Source organism: Nostoc sp. (genome assembly GCF_036919495.1).
Taxonomy (GTDB): domain Bacteria; phylum Cyanobacteriota; class Cyanobacteriia; order Cyanobacteriales; family Nostocaceae; genus Nostoc.
Genome location: NZ_JBALBZ010000034.1, coordinates 1 through 21,195, shown reverse-complemented (window position 1 = coordinate 21,195; position 21,195 = coordinate 1). Strand labels below are relative to the sequence as shown.

Here is a 21,195-nt window from a genome sequence, read left to right as displayed (position 1 = left end):
CTTCGTAGTCAACCGTTTTGAAAGTTCTTGGCATGAATTGAGATGCATTGGTATCTTACTGTGTCACTAAATGCGGTTCTCCGACAACCTGCTAGCTAAAATAAATCGCGATCGCTTGCTACGCTTGATGAACTTAGAGCAGTTTGCCCAGAGGCAGGCTGGAAAACTCTCAGGCGGTATGAAACAAAACTAGCACTTTGCTGTGTTTTAATTTCACAGCCCCAAGTTTTGTTACTAGATGAACCTACCACAGGTGTTGACCCAGTTTCACGGCGAGAGTTCTGGGATGTGCTAGCGCAACTATCGGCGGAAGGTATGACCATTGTCGTTGCTACACCTTACTTAGATGAAGCGGAACGCTGCCATCGTGTAGCTTTAATGTATGAAGTCAAATTCAAAAAATTGGTAGTCCTGCTGCTTTACGCTACAGTTTAGCCTTACATCGCCTAGAAGTTCATACCTCAAATCTGCAATTAAGCGAGCAAGTATTATTACAGACAGCACAAGCAAACATTGTAGATGTGCAAACATCAAGGCGATCGCCTTGATGTTCTTGTCAAGGATATGACTTTAGGTCATACACAGGTGCATGAGCTGCTGCAACAGCAAGAATTATCATCCTTTAATATTGAGTCTAATAGCCCGACATTAGAAAACGTCTTCGTTACCCATTTACGGCAACAGGGGTTAGCAACGCAATTTTTTCCATTTCCGAGAGCTAAGGCAACAAAGCAGCAATGGAAAGTGGAGAGCTACAGGTTAACCGTAGTGGTTGGAAGCAGCGAGTTGCTTTTGGTGCTTCGGTAATGCACGAACCAGATATTCTATTCCTTGATGAGCCAACATCAGGGGTTGATCCGCTTGCACGCCGCCAGTTTTGGAAGCTGATTAATGACTTTGCTCGCAACGGGACAGCTATTTTAGTAACCACGCACTACCTTGAAGAAGCTGAACAGTGTAATCGCATGATTTTTATGGTTGCGGGAGAAACCGTCATCTCTGGTTCTTCCAGTTCGATTAAAGCCAGTCAACCAGGACAACTTATGGAGGTGATCGTCAACCAAAACCAAGCTGCTGCCGATTTACTCAAACAACACCTCAAACCTTGGCGTGTCTCTATCTTTGCCGATAGTTTACACATTGTCCTTGACGACCCCGATCGAGAACTTCCTCGACTATTAAAGGTGATAGAATCTGCTCAAATCACCATTTCCCGCGTCCGCCCCATTTCTTTTTCCCTAGAAGACGCTTTCATCGGTATAGTACAGCGATCGCAACACTAGAATTTTTTATATTTATGAAACGGATTTTCGCTCAGTTTACCAAAGAACTAGTACAGTTTCAGCGCGATCGCCTGACATTAGGGTTGGCATTTATACTGCCATTTATGACACTACTAATTTTTGGGTTCGCAATCCGGTTAGAAAGTAAAAATATTCCCTTTATCGTGCAAGATTTTAACCGCACAAACATTAGCAATAGCTATATTGAGCGACTATACGCCACCAATCAGTTTATGCCCACCCAATGGTCGGGAAACGACCCGGTGCGGGATGCGATCGACCGTGACATTGCTTATTATTGCTGTTGTGTTATTAACTATTAGTCTTAGCAAATTTCGCAATCAATTAAGTTAGCTTAACTCCTTCAAAGACGCTAACAACAGCCTACGCTCTTGCTAGCTTGCTTCCCGGTAGGAGTACGCCAATGTTATTAGAAAAAATCTTGCGATGCCTGGGGCGGGCAAAGCCATCGCTTCGTATACAAAAGCTCTAGAATTCAGAAATGGCAAAAGTTTTCAAAGAGTGACACAAGAGGGGTAAGGCGCTCGATGTCTTAAGAATCTCCTTGCCTGAAGGCGAAGAGATTCTCAAGGGGTCTAAGCAGAATACGTGGTGCGTGAAAACAAAAAAATTATTTTCCACGATCGCTAAAACTTAAGCTGTTCCCCTACTGCAAATGTACTAAACAGACCTTAAATCCTTATTAACCAACAACGCAGCCGAAGAAGCTCTTTTACGCTTGCGTATCGAGGTAGCACCAAGCATAGTGCAACTCAACAGCGAACCTAGAATTGTTGAGGGTTCTGGAACAGAATAGACATTCACCTGATTATTTTTAGATTCTACTAAGGTTAAATGAGTTAACTCATCGAAAGTACGGGAATATTTACCCTTAAAGTTAGCCGAAGCATATTCCTGTGTTCCGCCAAAAGATTTATCAATAGAAGTCTGACTTAAATCAAAAGTTATGTTACTACTCGGTTGAAATGCAAAGGCATCATTGTTACCTAGAGTTGATAAATTTCCATAAATATTGAAAGAGTCCAAAAGCTCATTACTGTCGCTGTCGTATAACTGATATGACAACAATCCATAAGCATTTGCGCTTTCAGTAAATGCATTATCAATGGATGTTTTAAGCTTAAATAAGCCACTGAAATCAAAAGAAAACTCTTTGTCTACTGTAAAATCATAACCGATAATCGCAGCAAAGCTTTTCGCCGACCCTGTATAGCCATAACCCTGACCTTCAGCTTCGCTGAAAGATAAATTGGAGGCATTGTTTGTATCCACATTAAACTTAGCCTCAGCATTAGCATCAGCAGTTACTTGACCATCTGTGCTAATTGTTTCAGCCACAGTATCAGTCAGAGTCTTAACGCTTAAAGGGCTGCTACTAAAGTTATTTATGTTGAATATTGACTGAGAATATGCAATGGTAGCAGCTTGGCTCGGTAAGGTTGCAAATATCGAACTAGCGATCGCTGGAGTAGCCACGGACAAAAAAAGCTTTACAAATTTTAGGTATTTTTTCATACAATTCTTGCTTTTTCCTTTTACAATGCTAAAGTTGGAAATTTGTCATGCTTATTTATTGCCTTACTAGTGAGCAAGAGCAAAATATAGGCAAGCAGAATGGACAGCTTGGGAAATTCTTAAGCCGCTTTTGCTTTATGCAGAAGAAATCTTCTATAGCGAGTCTCACTAGGATGCAACACAGTCATAACCTCACCCCGTATTTGAAGTGTGCAAACACTCCACTCTCCAAAACATCCCAGAGGAATTGGGCGTGAGGTTTAAAAATGTGCTTCATGGAAATGAGAACCGCTATATTTAATAGCGAATGCTTCTTTACCGTTTTTTTACCATCAGTTCAGTAATATCCGCGTCAGTGATTTAGTCATAAACTCTGGGACGTAGATAATTAAGTACATACTTATACTAATAGTGCATTGATTCATTTGTTGTAAAGTTTGAGTAAAATAGAGTGTTTCTTAATTGGTATTTAGGTAAGGATTCAGGTAAAGAGGAATTGACATAAGTGATATTGGTGGCACATCTTTTGATAAGCAAGCAAGTCACTATAAAATCAAGCGACGATCGCCTCTATTAATTGTCGAAGTCAGGATTGGCACAAATGCAGATAGGTTAAGGTGCATAGTCTAAAGATCCCTTAGTCCCCCTTAAAAAGGGGGAGATAAAGCCATTGTTAGCCCCTTGTTAAAGGGAGTTGGAGGGATCGAGTCTTATCCGAACCGTATTGGGATTGATATAAACGATCAAAGGAATTTAAGTAGAAATACCAGGGCTTAAAGAAATACTAAACTTACCTTGACAGTAAAAGCTTATTTAAGAGTCTCCAGCGATCGCCAAGACCTACACAACCAACGACATGGGATTTTGGAGTATGCCACTCGCGCTGCTTCCCCTAATTACTTCAATTCATCCCACTGTTGTGCAACGCCATATTTCCATAGGTTTTAAAGAGCGGATTCACCTTTGGGTAGATTTAGACAGAATCATCAAAACTGTATATTTGGATGGGATAACACATAACTTGCCACAAAACCTCATGCCAAATCAGTAATTTCTATATCAACAGATGAAATATTGATTTAATTCTAGTCAATTTGTTCCTTAAGTTCCTCATAAGCCATGACACCCCCTGAGCCTCAAACCGATTTTGGAGAAAAAGCTCCACAAACCTCATTTGAGCCACCTTCTGGAAAACGGCGGTGGCTTTGGGTTTTAGCTGCACTACTATTGTTAGGGGGCGGAGCAACTCTAGTTTGGCGTTTGCTCACTCCGCAAAATTCAGCACCTTCAACTGCTAATACTCAACCTCAAGGGGTAAGAGTCAAAATATCGACAGTACAAAGTGGCATTATTGAGGAAAGCTCAGATTTTATTGCTAGCTTAAAATCCCAGCGCTCAGTCATACTCCAGCCAAGGATTCAAGGCCAAGTTACTCAGGTATTTGTCAAATCGGGAGATCCAGTCGCCCAAGGAGCGGCAATTCTGCAAGTAGATCCTACTTCACAAGTCGGTGTCAGTGGAAGCAATGCTGCGCCTCAAGGATTTTTAGTGCAACTGGAAAATGCCCGCGCTACACTCAAATCTCTGCAAGCACAACGACCATCCTACGTTGCGAATGTACAATTTTACCAGCAGAATTACGAAAAGTTTGTCGCCCTAGCCCAGGAAGGAGCCGTGTCTCGACAGACTCGCAATCAGTTTGCCGATCGCCTCGCCAATGCTAAAACTAATCTTGATGCAATTGATTCTAGAATTCAAGCACAACGAGCCAACATATTGCAGGCTGAAAGAACTTTGCAGCAAGCTAATGTAACTATTCCACAACAAGGGAACATTCAGTCCGACAAAATTAGCGCTCCCTTTAGTGGCACGGTTGGCAAAATCGCTGTAAAAGTAGGTGATTTAGTTAATACTTCTACACAATTAGTTAATATCGCGCAAAATCGACCTTTAGAAGTCAATATCTCTGTGCCATTACAGCAAGGGCCTCAATTGCGTAAGGGAATGCCAGTGGAGGTTATGAACACACAAGGTCAAAAGCTTGGTAGAAGTCGAGTATTTTTCATTGCACCTACTGCTAGTAATGAAACCCAAGGAATACTGATAAAAGCCCTTTTTGACAACCCTAACGGTCAGTTACATGGAGATCAATTGGTAAGGGCTAGAGTATTCTGGAATCAGCGCCCCGGAATTTTAATCCCCACAACAGCAATGACTCGTGTAGGTGGAGACACTTTTGTTTATGTAGTTGAAACAGAAACATCTCCCCAAGGTGTATCTCAACAAGTAGCTCGGCAAAAGCGAGTGAAGCTAGGCGAAATTAAAGATAATAATTACCAAGTTATTGAAGGATTGCAGCCAGAAGATAAAGTTATTATTTCAGGTTTACTTAATCTCAGGGATGGTGTTGCGATCGTTCCAGAAATTTAGGGAGCAGGAGGGGCAGGGGGAGCAGAGGGAGCAAGGGGAGGAGGGAAAAAATATATTAATGACTAATGACTAATGACAGCGATCGCTAAATTTAACCTTGCTACAGTACCTTAACAGTAGATAATCACTTTAGTGAACCAAAATAAACTAGATTAATCTATGGCATCAATAGCCGGGAAAGTTGCAATTATCACTGGTGCATCGCGGGGAATTGGACGAGCGATTGCACTAAAATTAGCTGGTAATGGCGCATCTATTGTCGTTAACTATGCGGGTAATGCAGGCAAAGCACAAGAAGTTGTTGCAGAAATCGAAAAGTTGGGAGTAGAGGCAGTTGCCGTACAAGCTGATGTTAGCAAGGTACCCGACATCCAACGATTATTTGAGCAAACACTTGAGCGCTTCGGTAAAGTGGATATTTTGGTTAACAACGCCGGAATTGCCTTCTATAAACCGATTACTCAGGTGAGTGAAGAAGATTTTGACGCGATTTTTGCTATTAACGTCAAAGGCACTTATTTTACTTGTCAACAAGCCGCGCAACACATGGCAGAAGGAGGACGGATTATCAACTTTTCCTCATCAACCACGGCGATGATGTTGCCAACTTATAGTGCCTATGTCGGAACCAAGGGTGCTGTTGAACAAATCACGCGGGTACTAGCTAAAGAATTGGGTGCAAAAGCGATCGCAGTTAATGTTATTTCTCCTGGCCCCACCGATACAGAACTGTTTCGAGAAGGCAAAACACAAGAACAGATAGACCGGTTAGCGCAAATGGCTGCGTTTGGCAAACTGGGAGATGTGCAAGAAATCGCCGACGTAGTAGCATTCCTCGCTAGCGACGAAGCTAGGTGGATCACTGGGCAAAACATCCGTGTAAATGGTGGAATTGCGTGAGACGATCAAAGCTTTCCTTACAGCACTTCCAGCAGATATGAGGTACATCATCAAAGCTGAAAGCTATGTATGCTAAGAAAAGGGAGTTTGTTTTTGCTAGCCGATGCAATGGCATATTGAACAAATACGTTTAGGGAGTGAGAGTGTTCTCAATGCGACGGTCGGGGATGAGCCACATAACTGCAACCAGAACGTATACTATACAGGCAAGCCATGAGTTTACAAAGGCAAGTGGAATTGCCACTGCATATAATACCACCGATATTTTTCCTTTGAAATCTCGGCCTACTGCGATCGCTAATGTCGAATCGCTGCCATGATGAGAAATTAGGGTGCGGGTAGCGATGCCTTCGGGGGGCTACGCCTACGCAGACAACAACAATACCGTACCATAAAGGGCAACTGGCATGGCGGCAAAGTTATTCTCGCCCATCCAGCCAGTGACGAAGGGGATTAGCGACAACCAAAACAGCAAATGCAGATTCGCCCAAAGGATACGCCCATTAACGTGTCGGACTTAATTTCTGTAATGTTTTAAATATCAACTGCTGCGGCTGAAAAATACAGCAGCGACAATAATCAAACCTAAAAGTGCTAAAGGAACCCAAAGATTAGGAATATCTGACAAACTCATATTTAATTACGAATTACGTTAGCGAGTATTCAAGCGTCATTACGAATTACGAATTATTTTAAGCCAATGCCTCCTTTAGCGAATTCTTCAACAGTTTTTTGTGATAATTCGTGAGTTGCGATCGCTTGCAACATTGGCAATGGTAAAGTTAAATGATCCGCCCCGGCTTGCAATGAGGCGGCTGCTTCTTCGGGAGATTTGATACTAGCTGCCAAGACTTCCATATCACTGCCTTTGAGTACGATAGCCATATCTCGCACCAAAGCAATACCATCACCTAACAACCGTGTAGCTCGATTTACATAAGCTATGGCAATTTTAGCTCCTGCTTCCCTTGCTACTGCTGCCTGTGCTGCACTGTAAATCGCTGTCACCGAACAGGTAATTTCTGACGATAGACTCGCCACCACTTCAAAACCTAACGGTGTTGCGGGAATTTTCAAAATTGTTTGTGAACCAATAATCTCGAAAGCTTTTCTACCTTCAGCTAACATCCCAGCTTTATCAGATGCCACAAGTTGATAGTATAACGGGCCATTCGTCAAGGCAACCAATTTTTTGAGTGTGGTTTCTGGTGGAGTATCGCTTTGAGACAACAGCGTGGGATTTGTTGTAATGCCTTTCACCCATCCCCAAAGTTTAACAACTTCAGCTTCAGATGCGATCGCCGAGTCTAGATAAATTGCCATAATTTCTCCCGATCAATTCCCCGATATCAATATGCAATAGCTGTATATGATTCGTGACAAGTTACAACAGTTTTTAATTGGATAGAACACAGGTTGGCTGTAAAGGTACAGCAATGCTGTGTTCTTACCGTCTGTTTTGTAGTTTATGGAAATGAAAAGCGCTGCAATTTTTCTACTTAATAATCTAGAAGCGAGTATTTATTTTAGTGTGATTCAGCTAATGTGTACAAATATCAATCGCGTCTAGCCAGTTATGGCATTATCTCATGAATCTCCCAATGTCACGGATGATGATATTGGGAATGGATTGAGCCAAAGCTTGCAGCGCATCAGCTCCAGATCCAACAGCAGTGACGAGATCGCGTCACGTTGCTCTAGCATCCTTAAGCCCTTGCTCCAAGTCAGTTACTTTTTACAAAGTGTTGATAAAGGGCATGATGAATGAAGGTATCGAAAGATGTCTGCTCTAGTAAGTAATTGTACAGAAAAATTTACACATGAGTTCTTGACTAGATAAGGATTTCAGGTCAAAATTATATAATTAATTTTGTCTTACATAGGCTTGGATGTATAGCCTTCTGCTACTATCTTTTGGCATCTCGGTAAGTCTGATTAGCTATACCCCTATGCCCTTTCTTTTGTAATTTTAGCTGGATTTCTGGAAAAGACATGATGCCAGATGTAGAAAGCTTAAGATATTACTTGAGGCTAAAAAAGCTCAAGAGGGAGCGAAAATATAATTATGGTATTAGTTAAAGAGATAATAGTAGGTAGTACAATCGCAGTTCGTGGATTAGATTTGCAGTTGTTTTGGCAATTAAATCAATTACTTCCTAATTCATTAGTCAGTATTTCCGACTTAAATATTAACAGAGGTGAAGGACTTTTCCCTTACTGCCAGCTTCCAGCACGGAATGCCTTAAAAGCAGCATTGATAGCTTACGCACAACCTTTGACTATTAATAGTGCCTATCGTTCTGTCATTGCCCAAGCAATGCTTTATAGCCAAAAGCAGAGGGGATTAATTAATAATCTGGTAGGATATCCAGGAAAATCAGACCATCAAAAGGGTGCATCTTTAGACATAGAAGAGTGGGCAAAAGTGAAATCTCTAATGACCAGTCATGGATGGAAATGGACTTATGGCGACAAAGATCCAATGCACTTTGATTGCACATCTAATCAAATTAGAGATATCCGCCCCAATTCAATCAAAGCTTTCCAAAAGCTGTGGAACAAGGCAAATCCAAATAAACAGATTGCTGAAGATGGAGATTTAGGGGACAAAACTCTAGATTGTATTTATAATTCTCCTGCTGAAGGATTCTCAAACATGGAGTATCCCAGAGTTTTAAAGCTGACAAGTCCATTACAACAAGGAAAAGATGTAGGCGAATTGCAATTAGCTCTTAGAAAAGCTGATATTCAATTACAACAAGCAAATCAGGTATTTGACCAAGCAACAGAACAAGCTCTAAAGGCTTTTCAACAGTCAAAAGGGTTGTCCCCCGATGGTGTCGTAGGCGAAGAAACTAGGAGCCTTTTACAGTTAAATTAGCAGGGTAAGCTCATCTAATTTGGTATAAAGAGAACTTGACAAATTACAGAAACAACAAGCTGATGGGAATTTACAACCTAAACAGCGAGGAAAACCGCAGTTTAGTTACCTCACTAATGCTGAATTAGAGTTAAGAGAACTGGTTGCAGAGAATTATGATGCAACAATAGTAGAGTTATGTGAATTATTTGCAGTGAAGGTTGGAAATTGGGTAAGTCGAACTGCAATGTGCCGCTCCTTACAAAAATTGGGGAGTAGCCAAGCAGCAACTCCAAGAGTCCAAAATTACAAAAATTGCTGATTATGTCCTGGCAGTCTAATTTGTCAATGCGTAAGTTCTAATTCTTTCCAGGGTTTAGTGCAATACGGTTCAGTTAGGCATTTTTTTCTTCTCTCTGTTCCCTCTGTGCCTCTGCGGTTCGTTAAAAAATTTGACTTTGATAAAGAGTTTTATCCTTAACTGAACCATATTGGGGTTTAGTCGTGAAGCAAAAGTTCCGAAATTTCACATAACTAATCGCTTTCTAGCTTTAACTGAACCATATTATCACTCTCCGTAAATAGAAATTACGGAGAATGACAGAAAAGGGTTAATCTGACTAATTTTTGTTCCTTTGAGTGAGTTAGATAAAGGAATGTTAAGCTGAAAATTATAGCGTGAACATTTACTCCCGTCTTAAAGGTGGTGAATTTAAGAAACCACTACTAACGAAATATGAGAAGTATTTCTCTAGGAGTTTAACATCCATTGGTGGACAAACAATTGCAGAATCTGCCAATCCATTGAGGGTATTCTGATAGTCATAATCAACTGTATTTTGATACAACTCCATGATTGTCAAAGAATTTTGATAAACTTTTTCAGACATCATCGCTAAAAGCGGATGTAAAACATTTTCCTGAGAGTGCCTGAAACTTGCAATTAGCTCATTTTTCCACTGAATATATGGTAACTTCTTGAGTTGATAACCATAAGAACAAATAAACTCAAAAAGCTCGATGAGTCCAATATTGTGGTCTAGTGGGGGTACTATATGGAAAGCTTTTCCTAGAGATTCTTGCTTTTTGGATAAATGGACAATTGCTCTGCTGGCGTAATCCACAGGAATCAATTCTTCTTTTTGCTCTATGAGTTCAGGATAACTACCAAGCTGTATGCATCCTTTAATAACTCTCGGCACAAAAGCATCTTTTGTATGAGCAATACCTGTACCGCTATGTCCCATGAGAAATCCTGTTCTGTAGATGCTAACAGGTATTCCCCTAGACTTGGCAACCCATACAAGATTTTCGGCTACCCATTTGGTTTGAGCATAGCCAATATCCAGGGCAACATAGTCTTTAAAAGACTCGATGTTGTCATCTTCATAAACTATTTTTTGTCCTGTAAAATGGTTGACCGCACCAAAAACAGCAATGGTAGAAATATAATGCATTGGTTTAATTTTGCCCATACAAGCTAATCTGAGAACTTCTTGAGTTCCAAGAACATTGGATTCCTTGATTACAGAGTATGGTTTAGCAAAATTGACTTGAGCAGCACTGTGATAAATAGCATCAATTTGCAGAGCCAGTTTTTCAAACTGTTTGCTAGGAATACCCAAGTATGGCTGTTCTATGTCTCCCGGAATTGCAATCACATGAGAGCTAAAATTTGGGTGATGAAGTGAATATTTTTCTAGGTTTTGTTGAATCTTTTTTAACCCTTCATGCTCGTTCGGGGAGCGCACTAGGCAGTATATTTTTGCTTGAGTTTCATGTAAGAGTTCATCAATTAAAAAAGCCCCTAAAAAGCCTGTAGCTCCTGTGAGAAAAACATGACGCAATTCATCGACCTGAACAACAGGCCTTCCTTGAGAATCGATGGCGGGATCGAGTACTACCTCAGATTTTAGATCGATGGCACTGGTTAAAGCAGAAATGCCATCTCGACGCACTGTCTCTATTACCTGAGTCAGCGCTTCTATAGTGGATTTTTCAAACAAGCTTTTTAGAGGTAAATCTACTTGAAAGGTTTCTCTCACAAAAAAAATCAACCGAGATGCTAGTAGGGAATTACCGCCAAGCTCAAAGAAATTATCGTGAATCCCAACTTCTTCGATCGCCAGAACTCGGCTCCAAATTTCAGCCATTTGTTCCTCAATCGGAGTACGAGGTGCGACAAATGCTGCTTCTAAATTGCTTCTATCCATTTCAGGCTCTGGTAGACTGCGAATATCTATATTGCCGTTGTATATCCGCTTAGTTTGCCGATCGCCAGGGAATGTTAACAGGGTTAAGTTGGAAATTGTCTGGTCTGGGTTAAAGACAATACTCTGTAATAGAGTAGAAAAATTTTCCACCATCAGAGCGATCGTCTCAGCTTTAAATAGGTCAGTATTATATTCCAAGTTGCCCGATATCCCTGCTGCTGTCTCGCGTAGTTCGAGGTATAGATCGAACTTGGATGTTCCGTTATCAATTTCCAGACGGTTCATGGTCAATCCGGGAACAGTCAGCTTCGGTCTTGGGGTATTCTGAAGATTAAACATCACTGAAATCAGTGGATTTTGGTTCAAGTCCCGCTCAATCTGTAGGGCATCAACTAGCTTCTCAAACGGTAGGTCTTGGTAAGTATAACCCCATAAAGCTACTTCCCGGACTCGGTCTAACAACTGCCGGAAACTTGGGGAGCCGGACAAGTTGGTTCGCAATACCAAAGTATTGAGCAAAAACCCAATTAGTCCTTCTAATTCAGAACGGTGGCGGTTGCTAATAGGAGCACCTACTAAAATGTCTTCTTGCCCTGTGTAGCGAAATAAGAGTGTCTGGAATGCTGCCAACAAGGTCATAAACAAGGTAGTACCTTCTTGGCGCGAGAGAACATTGAGGGCATCGGTTAGAGATTTGGGGATAACGACCGATTGACGCGCCCCCTGATATGTTGGCTCTAATGGTCGTGGATAATCGGTAGGCAATTCTAAGATAGGTAGACTGCCGCTCAAATGTTGCTGCCAATAAGCAAGCTTATTATTTAAAATTTCACCTTGCAGCCACTGGCGTTGCCAAACTGCAAAGTCAGCATACTGAATAGCTAAGTCAGGAAGAGGAGAGGGGTTGCCAGTGGAGAAAGCTTGATAGAGGACTGACAGTTCCTCGAACAAAACACTTAAAGACCAATCATCACAAAGAATATGGTGTAGGTTGAGGAGGAATATATGTTCCTCTGAACTTAATTGCAGCAATGTTGTTCGCAGCAATGATCCTTGAACTAAATCGAAAGGACGTTGGGCTTCTTCTAGAATGAGCTGGCGGACTTGAAATTCACGATCGTCTGGAGACAGTCCTTGGAGATTCACAACTAAGAGTTTGATGGGAAAAGTTGAGTGGATGACCTGTATGGGTTGTGCGTTCCAAGTGGAATAGGTAGTTCGTAGGATTTCATGGCGGTTGATAATTTCATTCAAACTCTGTTCTAATATTGTGGCGTTGAGTACACCTCTGAGGCGAAAGGCTTCGGGAACATTGTAAAAAGCATGATTGGGTACTAACTGGTCAAGAAACCACAATCGTTCTTGCCCAAAGGAAAGCGGTAAATCGCCATCGCGCCCAATGGATTGTATTGGCACAGAATATCCTGTGTCTTCCTGTTGTGCTTGTATAATGCTGTCAGCTATTTCAGAGATGGTGGACGCTTCAAAGAAATGCCGCATTGGCAACTCAACTTGAAAGATATCGCGGATACGGCAGAGGATCTGAAAGGCTAGTAAGGAATGTCCTCCCAACGCGAAGAAATTGTCATGAACGCCAATGTTTTTTAGACCCAATACATTAGACCAAATTTCTGCTACTCGTTCCTCGATAGGAGTCCGGGGAGCAACAAACTTCTCATTTGCATTCAAAGTTTGAACGGGTACTGGGAGCGCCTTACGATCGACTTTTCCGTTAGCTGTTAAGGGTAAAGCACTCAATTGCACAAAGCGAGAAGGGATCATGTAGTCGGGCAATTTCTGTTTGAGAAAACGGCGTAAATCACCAATATTCGTGTCTGATGATTCAGGCTTGAGAACTACGTAAGCTATTATGCGTTGCTCACTAGGGGAAAATTCTTTAGCAATCACTACAACTTCTTGCACATCAGGATGTTGCCACAGTGCAGTTTCAATTTCTCCTAGCTCAATCCGGAAGCCGCGAATCTTTACTTGTTGGTCAATGCGCCCAATATACTCAATGTTGCCGTCTGGTAAGTAACGAGCTAAGTCGCCTGTTTTGTAGAGGCGTTGTTTTTTGACCATTTGCTTGGTATCTCCACCAAGCTCACTAATGAATGGGTTGGGGATGAATCGTTGATCTGTCAGTTCTGGACGGTTGAGATAGCCTCTAGCTAGTCCCTCGCCGCCAATGTATACTTCTCCAGAAACACCTCTAGGTACTATCTGCATTTGTTCGTCCAACAGAAGACAGTATGTGTTGGCGATCGCACGGCCAATGGTCACGATGCTGTCACCTTTCTTCACTAAGGCAAATGTGGAATAGGTCGTATCTTCCGTAGGACCGTATAGATTAAAGACTTTTTGAATATTATCCAACGTATATATCTGCTGCACCAAACGATTTTGCAAAGGTTCACCTGCTAAGTTAACGATGCGAACAGAAGCGGGTATACCTTGAATTCTCAGTAACTCTGCGATCGCAGATGGCACTGTATTGATTAGAGTGACTTCTTGTGCGGCAAGTAAGGTAGGTAGATACAAGGCATTCTCTGCCAAAATCACCTTACCACCCCAACTAAGGGGAACAAATATTTCAAAAACTGAGAGATCGAAGCAAATAGATGTTGCGGCCAGCACTCCAGCTAGATCCTCTGTTGTAAAAACTTCTCTTGCCCAATGCAACAGAGCGACTGTGCTGTGATGTTCAATAGCTACCCCTTTCGGTTTACCAGTCGAACCGGAGGTGTAAATGACATAAGACAGGTTTTTATCTGTAACTATGCTGGTAAGATTTTCTTGGTTTTGTTGAGTAATTACCTCCCTATCACTATCTAGACAAACTATATGGCCCTGATGCTCTGGAAGCTTTGAAAGTAAATTTTGTTGTGTCAGCAGTATCGATAATTGTGAGTCCTCTAGCATTAAAGCTAGGCGCTCTGAGGGATAGGCTGGATCTAAGGGGACATAAGCTCCACCTGCTTTGAGGATGGCTAATAGTCCAACAATCATTTCTAGCGATCGCTCCAGGCAAATGCCAACTAGAACCTCAGGTTGAACATTCAGGGTCTGTAGATAATGCGCTAGTTGATTAGCTCGCTGGTTAAGTTCTTGATAAGAAACTTGTTTGTCTTCAAAAATGACCGCAATTTGCTCAGGTGTTTTTTCTACTTGATATTCAAACAACTGATGGATGCATATATCATTTACGTAAACTGCTGGATTTTCTTGCCATTCCAGAAGCAGCTGGTCTACTTCTATCTTGGGTAAACGGAGGTCTTGTTGAGAACTTTCAGTAGAATTTTTCACAATGAATAGTAAATTTTAATACTACTATTTTATTTGCAAATACTTAAACTGGCTAGTCACAATGAAAAGTTTCTACTTGGTATGAGTTTAGAGGAATGAAAGCAGAGTGGGCATTTCGTAAGAATTACAGCAGATTGCAACAGGTGTGAGGTACAGATGATCTGAAGGGCACAGCAGTGCTGTGCCCCTACGTGTGTACTTCATTTACCTGAAAAACGCTGTAATTGTTCAATAGATAGGAAGAACGATCTCAAATTCAGTTCCCTCAGTGGGTTGAGAACGCACAGTTAAAGTACCGCGATGTTGTTGGATAATAGAGTAGCTAACAAATAACCCTAAACCTTGACCACGACCAACGGGCTTTGTGGTAAAAAACGGTTCAAAAATCCGCTCTTGCAGACTTACAGGAATCGTACTATCTGTATTGGCGATCGCAATTCGTAACCATTCACGATCTATCACTCCAGTCCGAATCCGAATTTCTGGGTGTTGGCTGCTTTGGGGATTATCTCGAATCGCATCAATGGCATTGTTAATAAGATTCAGGAAGACTTGATTCAACTGGCTAGGATAGCAAGTCACCAAAGGTAGATTGCCATACTCCTTAATGACGCGCACTTCGGGTTGATTTTCAGAAGCTTGTAAGCGATGTTGCAAAATTAATAGTGTGCTTTCAATACCACTGTGTAAATCTACAGCTTTGATTTCAGCTTCATCTAAGCGAACAAAGTTGCGTAAACTCTGGACAATTTTGCTGATGCGATCGCTACCAACTTTCATAGATTCTAAGATTTGATTGGCATCTTCAAACAGAAAATTGAGGTCAATTTCTTCTTGTTTATCTTGAATAGCTCGGCTAGGTTGGGGATATTCTTGCTCATAAAGCATCAGCAAACTCATCATGTCTGCGACATAATTTTCCGTATGGATGAGATTACCCTTAATAAAATTAACTGGATTGTTAATTTCGTGAGCAATACCAGCTACCAATTGACCGAGGGATGACATTTTTTCGCTATGAATTAATTGTCCTTGAGTTTGCTGCAATTTTTTCAAGGTCTGCTCTAAATCTTGGGCTTTTTGGTTGAGAGCTTGGGTTTTATGTTCTACCTCTGCTTCTAAGGTGTAAGAATAGTTTTCGGTTTGTTGATACAGACGGGCATTTTCTACAGAGATAGCCGCTTGGCTTGTTAGGAGTTGGAGAATCTCGATGCGATCGCTGGTAAAAGCGCCTAAAGTTAAGTTGTTTTCTAAGTACAAAATACCGCTGAGTTTTCCTTGGCGACTAATGGGAGTACATAAAACAGATTTGGGTTGGTGAGTGATAATGTAGCGATCGCTGGCAAATTGCATTGTTGTACTCAAGTCTTCAAACACAGCCGTCTCTTGAGTTCTTGCTACTGCATAAATCAAACTTTGGGGAATTTCTGAGTATTGCTCCAGGGGAATTTTTAAAGTTTTTACCAGTTCTCGATCGGCTTGAGCTACAACTAACCATTGTTCATCTTGGCGAAGAACTAAATGACCGATTTGTGCGCCAGCATTGGCGATCGTAATCTGCATTAAGGTTGCCAACAGTTTCTCTAATTCAATTTCTTGAGAAATGGCTTGTGCGGCTTTCATTACCGCTTGCAAATCTAAGTATAAATTTTGGTTGGTAGAGCTTTTAGTTACACTTCTCATAAAAGTTGAGGCGATGGTTAGCCCAGATGTGATGGCAAGATTAGTCGGTTGGAGAATGGCTATTAATAGTTGCGGATATTGTTGTTCTAAATGGGTGACTTTCGCCTTTGCACCCCAATGGGCATAGCAGTAATAGGCTTCTTGGATATAGTCTGCGGCCACCTTCTCTTTACCGCAAGCAAGGTAGAATTTAGCAGCCAGCTCATTGCTGAGTGCTTCTTCTTGGATATAGCCGTTTTCTTTTGCCCCCCGAATGGCTTTTTCATAGTAGGTCATTGCGTCTAAATGACCCAAAACTTTTGCCCGCTCTGCTTCAACTAAATCGTATTTGTGTTGATGATTGGCGGGAGCGTGGAACGCCCACTGACTCATCAATTTCTGGTTTTCTGCAACTTTTTCTAGTGCCCATTGTTGCTCTGCCTCATTGCCATTTGAACAGGTAGCCAGGAGAGCGAGGGAGTAGTAGAAATTATGTTCGGCAAATTGCAAGAAGCCAACCATGTTTCCCCGATATTTTTCGGCTTCTTTAGCATGGATGAGTGCCTGCTGATAGTCCTGAAAGATGAGCAAAAGAATCGTCTTTGCCAGATGAAGTAGGAATAGAAGAGTTCCGTTTTGAGTTTCAATTAAAATCGGCAGCATTTTCCGTTCGTCGAAACTCTCCCCAACGAGTATTAGAGGATCTTCTGCTGCTCCCATCAAATTCAACACGAGCTGACGACAAATCTGCCCGAAGTAAATTTGATACTCTTGTTTGAATTTCAACAACAGATCGATGTATTTTTGCTGTTGCTGATTCACCTGCTCCAGTGTTTCACCAACGAAGAAAAGATAGTTACAGTAGGAGGTGGCATTGTAGCAGGCATACTCTACATCACCCACTTCTAATCCAACCTGAATAGCTTCACGTAGGGGAGCGATCGTTTTGCGAACGGGTTCCCGCCAGTGCCGTACAAACACATCAAAAATGTTAATTACTTTTGCATATAATTTCCTGTCGTTGAAGCGCTCTAGCAATTTTAATCCTAACTGTCCAAACCGATAGCCCTTTTCAATTCCGGTTGGGCTACCACATAAAACCAGACCATAAAAGGTGTAACCAAATGCCGAAAATGCCGAGTTACCAAATTGAATCGATAGGTTCACTAGTGTGTAAGCAATCAGTGGTAACATATCTGGTTTAGCGTTCAGGCTGGGAGTGACCATTGCGATCGCAATTCGCATGGCTGCTAATTTGTGCGGATCGAGCATCTCTGGCAGGTTCATTAAATCCTCGATTGCTAACTCCAATGGAGGTTCTTTAAACAGGGGTTCCCCCAAAAACTCCAGCACTTGTAGACAAATGTCGATCGCTGCCAGCATTTGATTCTGAGCAATGTAGAAATAGATTTTGATTTCATACATCTTCACCTTTTGTAGCAAATCCTGGGCGTGCTGAAGAACAATTTCTGAAAGCTGTTCTGCCTGCTCGAAATGGGCAGTTAGGTACTCAATTTCAGCCGCTTCTGTATGAAGAGCAAGGGTCAGGTCATAATGATCTTCCCAACCGTTTTCTGAAAGCGCTGCCAGCCCTGCTGTGAAGTATTTACTTGCCGTTTCATAGGCAGTTGCTGCCTTGGCTTTTTGTCCTGCTTGCAGGTTAAGTTGAGCCAGTTCATTGCGTTGAACTCGATCCAATTCTTGCAGCCTGGAGATTTCATCACCATTTTGTGCATTCAACAATCCGGGAGAAGTGTTTTGAGTCGTCAATCTCAGACCGTAATTTAATTGATTGACAATTTCAAAAATTTTCCCTTCCCGTTCTGCTTCAGGCGTATTTGCCCACAGTTGTTGCCCAATTTTGAAATGGGTAGACTGTTTTTGATCTTCTGGAATCAGACTATAGGCAGCTTGTTGAACGCGATCGTGCAAGAATTTATAAGGAACGACAATCTCACCACCGCGATCAATGTTGTCTGAGTTATTTGATTGGAAGAACTTGTAGGTTTCACTAATGGGGAGAATTAGCCCTTCTTGTAACGCCGTCCATAGATTGCTCGCCATATTAACAAGTGATGTTTCAGAGACCCTTGCCAAGGTCTTCAAATCAAATTGGTTGCCAATACAAGCCGCCAGTTTCAAAACCTCCTGTGTGTCCACCGGAAGTTTCTGCAACTGCAATGCCATAAACTCTACCACTCCATCGGTCAATGCTAACTGCCGCACCGAAGCTAAGTCACATTGCCAGTAACCCAGTTCTGGCTGGAACTGAATCCAACCCTCTTCGTGCAGTGCTTTGAGAAACTGGGTTGTAAAAAAGGGATTCCCTTGGGTTTTCTGGTATACCAATTGTGTCAGGGGTTGAGCCAGTTCCTGGGGACAACTTAAGGTGTCTGCCACCAACTGATTCACCGTTATTTCCACCAAGGGTTCCAGGGTAATCGTATTGACGATAGCTTCGGCTTGCTGAATCTGTTCCAGCGTCAGCATCAAGGGATGAGCCGGAAAAACTTCATTATCTCGATAGGCACCCAGAATGAGTAAATATCCAGAACTGGCTTCACTCATCAATAATTGCAGTAAGTTCAAAGAAGCCGAATCTGCCCATTGCAAGTCATCTAGAAACATTACCAGAGGATGCTCAAGGGTAGTGAAAACCTGGATAAATTTCTGAAAGAGCAAATTGAAACGATTTTGGACAGCACTACCAGATAGTTCTGGGACTGGGGGCTGTTGACCGATAATTCGCTCTAGTTCAGGAATCACATCAACGATCGCTTGTCCGTTTTCACCCACGGCCGCCAAAATTTTCGCCTTCCACTCCGCCAATTGGACATTACTTTCACTCAGCAGTTGTGCCATCAAATCACGAAAGGCTTGCATAAAGGCACTAAACGGAATATTACGCTGGAACTGATCGTACTTGCCTTTGATGAAGTAACCGCGTTGTCTCACAATTGGTTTATGGACTTCATTGATCGCCGCAGTTTTGCCAATCCCGGAAAATCCTGCTACTAGCATCATTTCTGAACTGCCATTAGCGACGCGCTCAAAAGCTTTGAGCAAGGTTGCAACTTCTGTTTCTCGCCCATAGAGTTTTTCAGGGATCATGAAGCGATCGCACACATCCCGTTGTCCCAAGACAAAGGTTTCTATTCTACCTGTTGCTTTCCATTGATTGAGACAGCATTCTAAGTCATGCTTCAAACCCAAGGCACTCTGATACCGATCTTCGGCATTTTTCGCCATCAACTTCAATACTATCTCTGAAACGATCGCGGGAATTTCTGGATTAATGCTGTGTGGAGCGAGTGGGAGCTTGGCTAAATGACAGTGTAATAACTCCATCGGTTCATTGGACTCAAAGGGTAATTGTCCAGTCAAAAGTTCGTACAATGTCACCCCTAAAGCATAGAAATCACTGCGGTAATCAATGCCGCGATTCATTCGTCCGGTTTGCTCTGGGGAAAGATAGGCAAGGGTTCCTTCCAAGACATTAGGATTTTGGATTTCCTGGGTTTCGCGGGGGAGGAGAGAGGCAATGCTGAAGTCAATTAGCTTGACTTGTTGCGATTCTGGATGAATCAGAATGTTGGCGGGTTTAATATCTTTGTGGATGACTCGATGCTGGCAGATATCATGGAGAATATTGGCAATTTGTCGGGCTATTTCTAAGATTTCCCGTAAAGACAGGGAATGATTTTGGGTATAATCCCGTAGGGAAATGCCGCCAAAGTCTTCCATCACCAAGGCATAGCTGTTACCGTAGGCTTCTAGGCTGTAGGGGTGGGCTATGCCAGGAATGTTGAGATTTTTGGTAATTGTATACTGGTTACGAAACTGTAATAATTCGCTAAAGGTAGGGTAGTCTTGCTGTAATAGTTTAATCACCACTGGACGCTGACTTGACTTTTGTACTGCTCGATAAACTATTGTCTGAGAACCTGCATAGAGTTGCTCAACGATGGCATAACCAGGGAGATGCGGCAATGGATTCGAGTAGGGGATTGCTGCCAGTGTCATAGCGTCAAGTTAAAATCTTTAAAAGAAGTTTACAAATCTAATATTTCCCAAGAATTTGCCAGAATAAACATTCCGTAACTTGTATACATAATTAATTAGCCACAACTAGGCAAGAATGCTGCCAGATAACGGAATTCAATGCTGCTTGCACGAAAGTTGTCAATGACATTTATATCAACAAGTATGCGAACAATTAGGATGAGAGCAACAACCAAGTGCAGCAGTTCTAGATTCAAAGTCGATAAAGACAACACAAAAAGGGAGCAGGTGCCTTGGACAGCTTCGCCGACTTGAAATAAATTCTCTGCAACTGGACGTTTGGCAAGTAGTTTGTAAAGTTTAATCGGTAACTTCATACTCTTCCTCTACCAAACTCAAGAGTTTCTCCTCCAGAGCAGTTAAATAAAAACGAGTCACTTTTGCCAACGACTGTAGCAAATTTTTGATTGTCTCCTCCAATGAGTCAGAATATATTCTACTAATGCGTTCGCTAATCTCTTGCATCTGTTGACATTCATGGGACAGGTAGTTCAAAGACTTCAGGTGCTGCAAGCCAACAGTGTACTCTCCATCCCACAGAGGACTTACGCAACTGGCACAGCGCGATCGCTATTTAGTTGTACTTCTATAAAAAGTGGCGTGCTCAGAAGGTATTGCGGAAATTAATAACAGTAATTATCTGTGTTAAGTATTTTTCAAATCATGAGAAAATTAGTTGAGGATTCATAAAATCAATCCTGTAATTTATGAGATTTACTAAACTTAACAATTAGGTACTTGTTAAGTAGTCAGATTAATTGTACTCTCGCAAATTTGGCAGAGCAGAAGCGAGCAGATTAGTCATGTTTGAGCTTATCTTTCAGTTCCCGCTCTAGGTGGATACTGGTAACGGGAGCATCCCATTTTTGCAGAAATACTGATTCATGAGTGTAGTATGGGGAGAACACAATACTTACTTAAACCATAGGCATGACCCCCGAAG

General features: G+C 41.9%; 16 protein-coding genes. 10 read left to right on the top strand and 6 right to left on the bottom strand.

The window, feature by feature from the left end; genetic code table 11:
• Nucleotides 1-70: 70 nt before the first annotated feature.
• The 5 genes from V7K25_RS04880 (at nt 71) to V7K25_RS04860 (ending at nt 1,606) form a co-directional block, all read left to right on the top strand.
• Nucleotides 71-193, top strand: coding sequence for a hypothetical protein (locus V7K25_RS04880; protein ID WP_335155592.1), 123 nt, complete (start codon nt 71-73; stop codon nt 191-193).
• Nucleotides 194-228: 35 nt separating this feature from the next.
• Entirely contained in the window at nt 229-435 is a 207-nt protein-coding gene (locus tag V7K25_RS04875; protein WP_335155590.1) for a hypothetical protein, read from the top strand.
• Nucleotides 436-519: 84 nt separating this feature from the next.
• Nucleotides 520-807 carry a hypothetical protein gene (locus V7K25_RS04870; protein ID WP_335155588.1) on the top strand — a complete coding sequence of 96 codons (288 nt, stop codon included), beginning with the start codon at nt 520-522 and terminating at the stop codon, nt 805-807.
• Complete coding sequence (locus tag V7K25_RS04865) at nt 738-1,283, top strand: AAA family ATPase (RefSeq protein ID WP_335155586.1); 546 nt, start codon at nt 738-740, stop codon at nt 1,281-1,283. Before V7K25_RS04870 ends, V7K25_RS04865 begins: the two co-directional genes overlap by 70 nt.
• A gap of 14 nt (nt 1,284-1,297) precedes the next feature.
• Entirely contained in the window at nt 1,298-1,606 is a 309-nt protein-coding gene (locus tag V7K25_RS04860) for a hypothetical protein (RefSeq protein WP_335155584.1), read from the top strand.
• Between the two features lie 358 nt (nt 1,607-1,964).
• Here the strand turns inward: V7K25_RS04860 and V7K25_RS04855 are convergent, their stop codons facing one another.
• On the bottom strand, nt 1,965-2,819 hold the full coding sequence (locus V7K25_RS04855) for a PEP-CTERM sorting domain-containing protein (protein ID WP_335155582.1): 855 nt from the start codon (nt 2,817-2,819) through the stop codon (nt 1,965-1,967).
• Nucleotides 2,820-3,690: 871 nt separating this feature from the next.
• Between V7K25_RS04855 and V7K25_RS04850 the strand changes: the two genes are divergently transcribed.
• From V7K25_RS04850 to V7K25_RS04835, 4 genes are all read left to right on the top strand, one after another.
• Nucleotides 3,691-3,870, top strand: a complete 180-nt coding sequence (locus tag V7K25_RS04850) for a hypothetical protein (protein WP_335155580.1) — start codon at nt 3,691-3,693, stop codon at nt 3,868-3,870.
• 68 nt (nt 3,871-3,938) lie between these two features.
• A complete protein-coding gene (locus V7K25_RS04845) occupies nt 3,939-5,249 on the top strand; it encodes an efflux RND transporter periplasmic adaptor subunit (protein WP_335155578.1) in 1,311 nt (436 codons plus the stop codon).
• A gap of 159 nt (nt 5,250-5,408) precedes the next feature.
• Nucleotides 5,409-6,149, top strand: coding sequence for an SDR family oxidoreductase (locus V7K25_RS04840; RefSeq protein WP_335155576.1), 741 nt, complete (start codon nt 5,409-5,411; stop codon nt 6,147-6,149).
• Between the two features lie 167 nt (nt 6,150-6,316).
• Nucleotides 6,317-6,469: a hypothetical protein gene (locus V7K25_RS04835; protein ID WP_335155574.1), complete on the top strand. Its 153-nt coding sequence runs from the start codon at nt 6,317-6,319 to the stop codon at nt 6,467-6,469.
• 367 nt (nt 6,470-6,836) lie between these two features.
• Here the strand turns inward: V7K25_RS04835 and V7K25_RS04830 are convergent, their stop codons facing one another.
• Nucleotides 6,837-7,472, bottom strand: coding sequence for a transaldolase family protein (locus V7K25_RS04830; protein WP_335155572.1), 636 nt, complete (start codon nt 7,470-7,472; stop codon nt 6,837-6,839).
• Nucleotides 7,473-8,214: 742 nt separating this feature from the next.
• On the opposite strand from V7K25_RS04830, the gene V7K25_RS04825 reads away from it, so the two are divergent.
• Nucleotides 8,215-9,030: a peptidoglycan-binding protein gene (locus V7K25_RS04825; protein WP_335155570.1), complete on the top strand. Its 816-nt coding sequence runs from the start codon at nt 8,215-8,217 to the stop codon at nt 9,028-9,030.
• Between the two features lie 665 nt (nt 9,031-9,695).
• Here V7K25_RS04825 and V7K25_RS04820 read toward each other — a convergent pair.
• From V7K25_RS04820 to V7K25_RS04805, 4 genes are all read right to left on the bottom strand, one after another.
• Nucleotides 9,696-14,528: a non-ribosomal peptide synthetase gene (locus V7K25_RS04820; RefSeq protein ID WP_335155568.1), complete on the bottom strand. Its 4,833-nt coding sequence runs from the start codon at nt 14,526-14,528 to the stop codon at nt 9,696-9,698.
• Between the two features lie 228 nt (nt 14,529-14,756).
• Nucleotides 14,757-20,213, bottom strand: a complete 5,457-nt coding sequence (locus tag V7K25_RS04815; RefSeq protein WP_335155566.1) for a trifunctional serine/threonine-protein kinase/ATP-binding protein/sensor histidine kinase — start codon at nt 20,211-20,213, stop codon at nt 14,757-14,759.
• 95 nt (nt 20,214-20,308) lie between these two features.
• Nucleotides 20,309-20,569 (bottom strand): hypothetical protein, encoded by a 261-nt coding sequence (locus V7K25_RS04810; RefSeq protein ID WP_335155564.1) that lies wholly within the window; start codon nt 20,567-20,569, stop codon nt 20,309-20,311.
• Complete coding sequence (locus V7K25_RS04805) at nt 20,553-20,717, bottom strand: hypothetical protein (RefSeq protein WP_335155562.1); 165 nt, start codon at nt 20,715-20,717, stop codon at nt 20,553-20,555. Before V7K25_RS04805 ends, V7K25_RS04810 begins: the two co-directional genes overlap by 17 nt.
• Nucleotides 20,718-21,195 lie beyond the last annotated feature (478 nt).

Bases quoted from the DNA above. Each gene is read 5' to 3' on its own strand.
- V7K25_RS04860 (WP_335155584.1), top strand. From the start codon at position 1,298: ATGAAACGGATTTTCGCTCAGTTTACCAAAGAACTAGTACAGTTTCAG.
- V7K25_RS04855 (WP_335155582.1), bottom strand. From the start codon at position 2,819: ATGAAAAAATACCTAAAATTTGTAAAGCTTTTTTTGTCCGTGGCTACT.
- V7K25_RS04840 (WP_335155576.1), top strand. From the start codon at position 5,409: ATGGCATCAATAGCCGGGAAAGTTGCAATTATCACTGGTGCATCGCGG.
- V7K25_RS04880 (WP_335155592.1), top strand. From the start codon at position 71: ATGCGGTTCTCCGACAACCTGCTAGCTAAAATAAATCGCGATCGCTTG.
- V7K25_RS04815 (WP_335155566.1), bottom strand. From the start codon at position 20,213: ATGACACTGGCAGCAATCCCCTACTCGAATCCATTGCCGCATCTCCCT.
- V7K25_RS04805 (WP_335155562.1), bottom strand. From the start codon at position 20,717: ATGCAAGAGATTAGCGAACGCATTAGTAGAATATATTCTGACTCATTG.
- V7K25_RS04845 (WP_335155578.1), top strand. From the start codon at position 3,939: ATGACACCCCCTGAGCCTCAAACCGATTTTGGAGAAAAAGCTCCACAA.
- V7K25_RS04865 (WP_335155586.1), top strand. From the start codon at position 738: ATGGAAAGTGGAGAGCTACAGGTTAACCGTAGTGGTTGGAAGCAGCGA.
- V7K25_RS04830 (WP_335155572.1), bottom strand. From the start codon at position 7,472: ATGGCAATTTATCTAGACTCGGCGATCGCATCTGAAGCTGAAGTTGTT.
- V7K25_RS04835 (WP_335155574.1), top strand. From the start codon at position 6,317: ATGAGCCACATAACTGCAACCAGAACGTATACTATACAGGCAAGCCAT.
- V7K25_RS04825 (WP_335155570.1), top strand. From the start codon at position 8,215: ATGGTATTAGTTAAAGAGATAATAGTAGGTAGTACAATCGCAGTTCGT.
- V7K25_RS04870 (WP_335155588.1), top strand. From the start codon at position 520: ATGTGCAAACATCAAGGCGATCGCCTTGATGTTCTTGTCAAGGATATG.
- V7K25_RS04810 (WP_335155564.1), bottom strand. From the start codon at position 20,569: ATGAAGTTACCGATTAAACTTTACAAACTACTTGCCAAACGTCCAGTT.
- V7K25_RS04850 (WP_335155580.1), top strand. From the start codon at position 3,691: ATGCCACTCGCGCTGCTTCCCCTAATTACTTCAATTCATCCCACTGTT.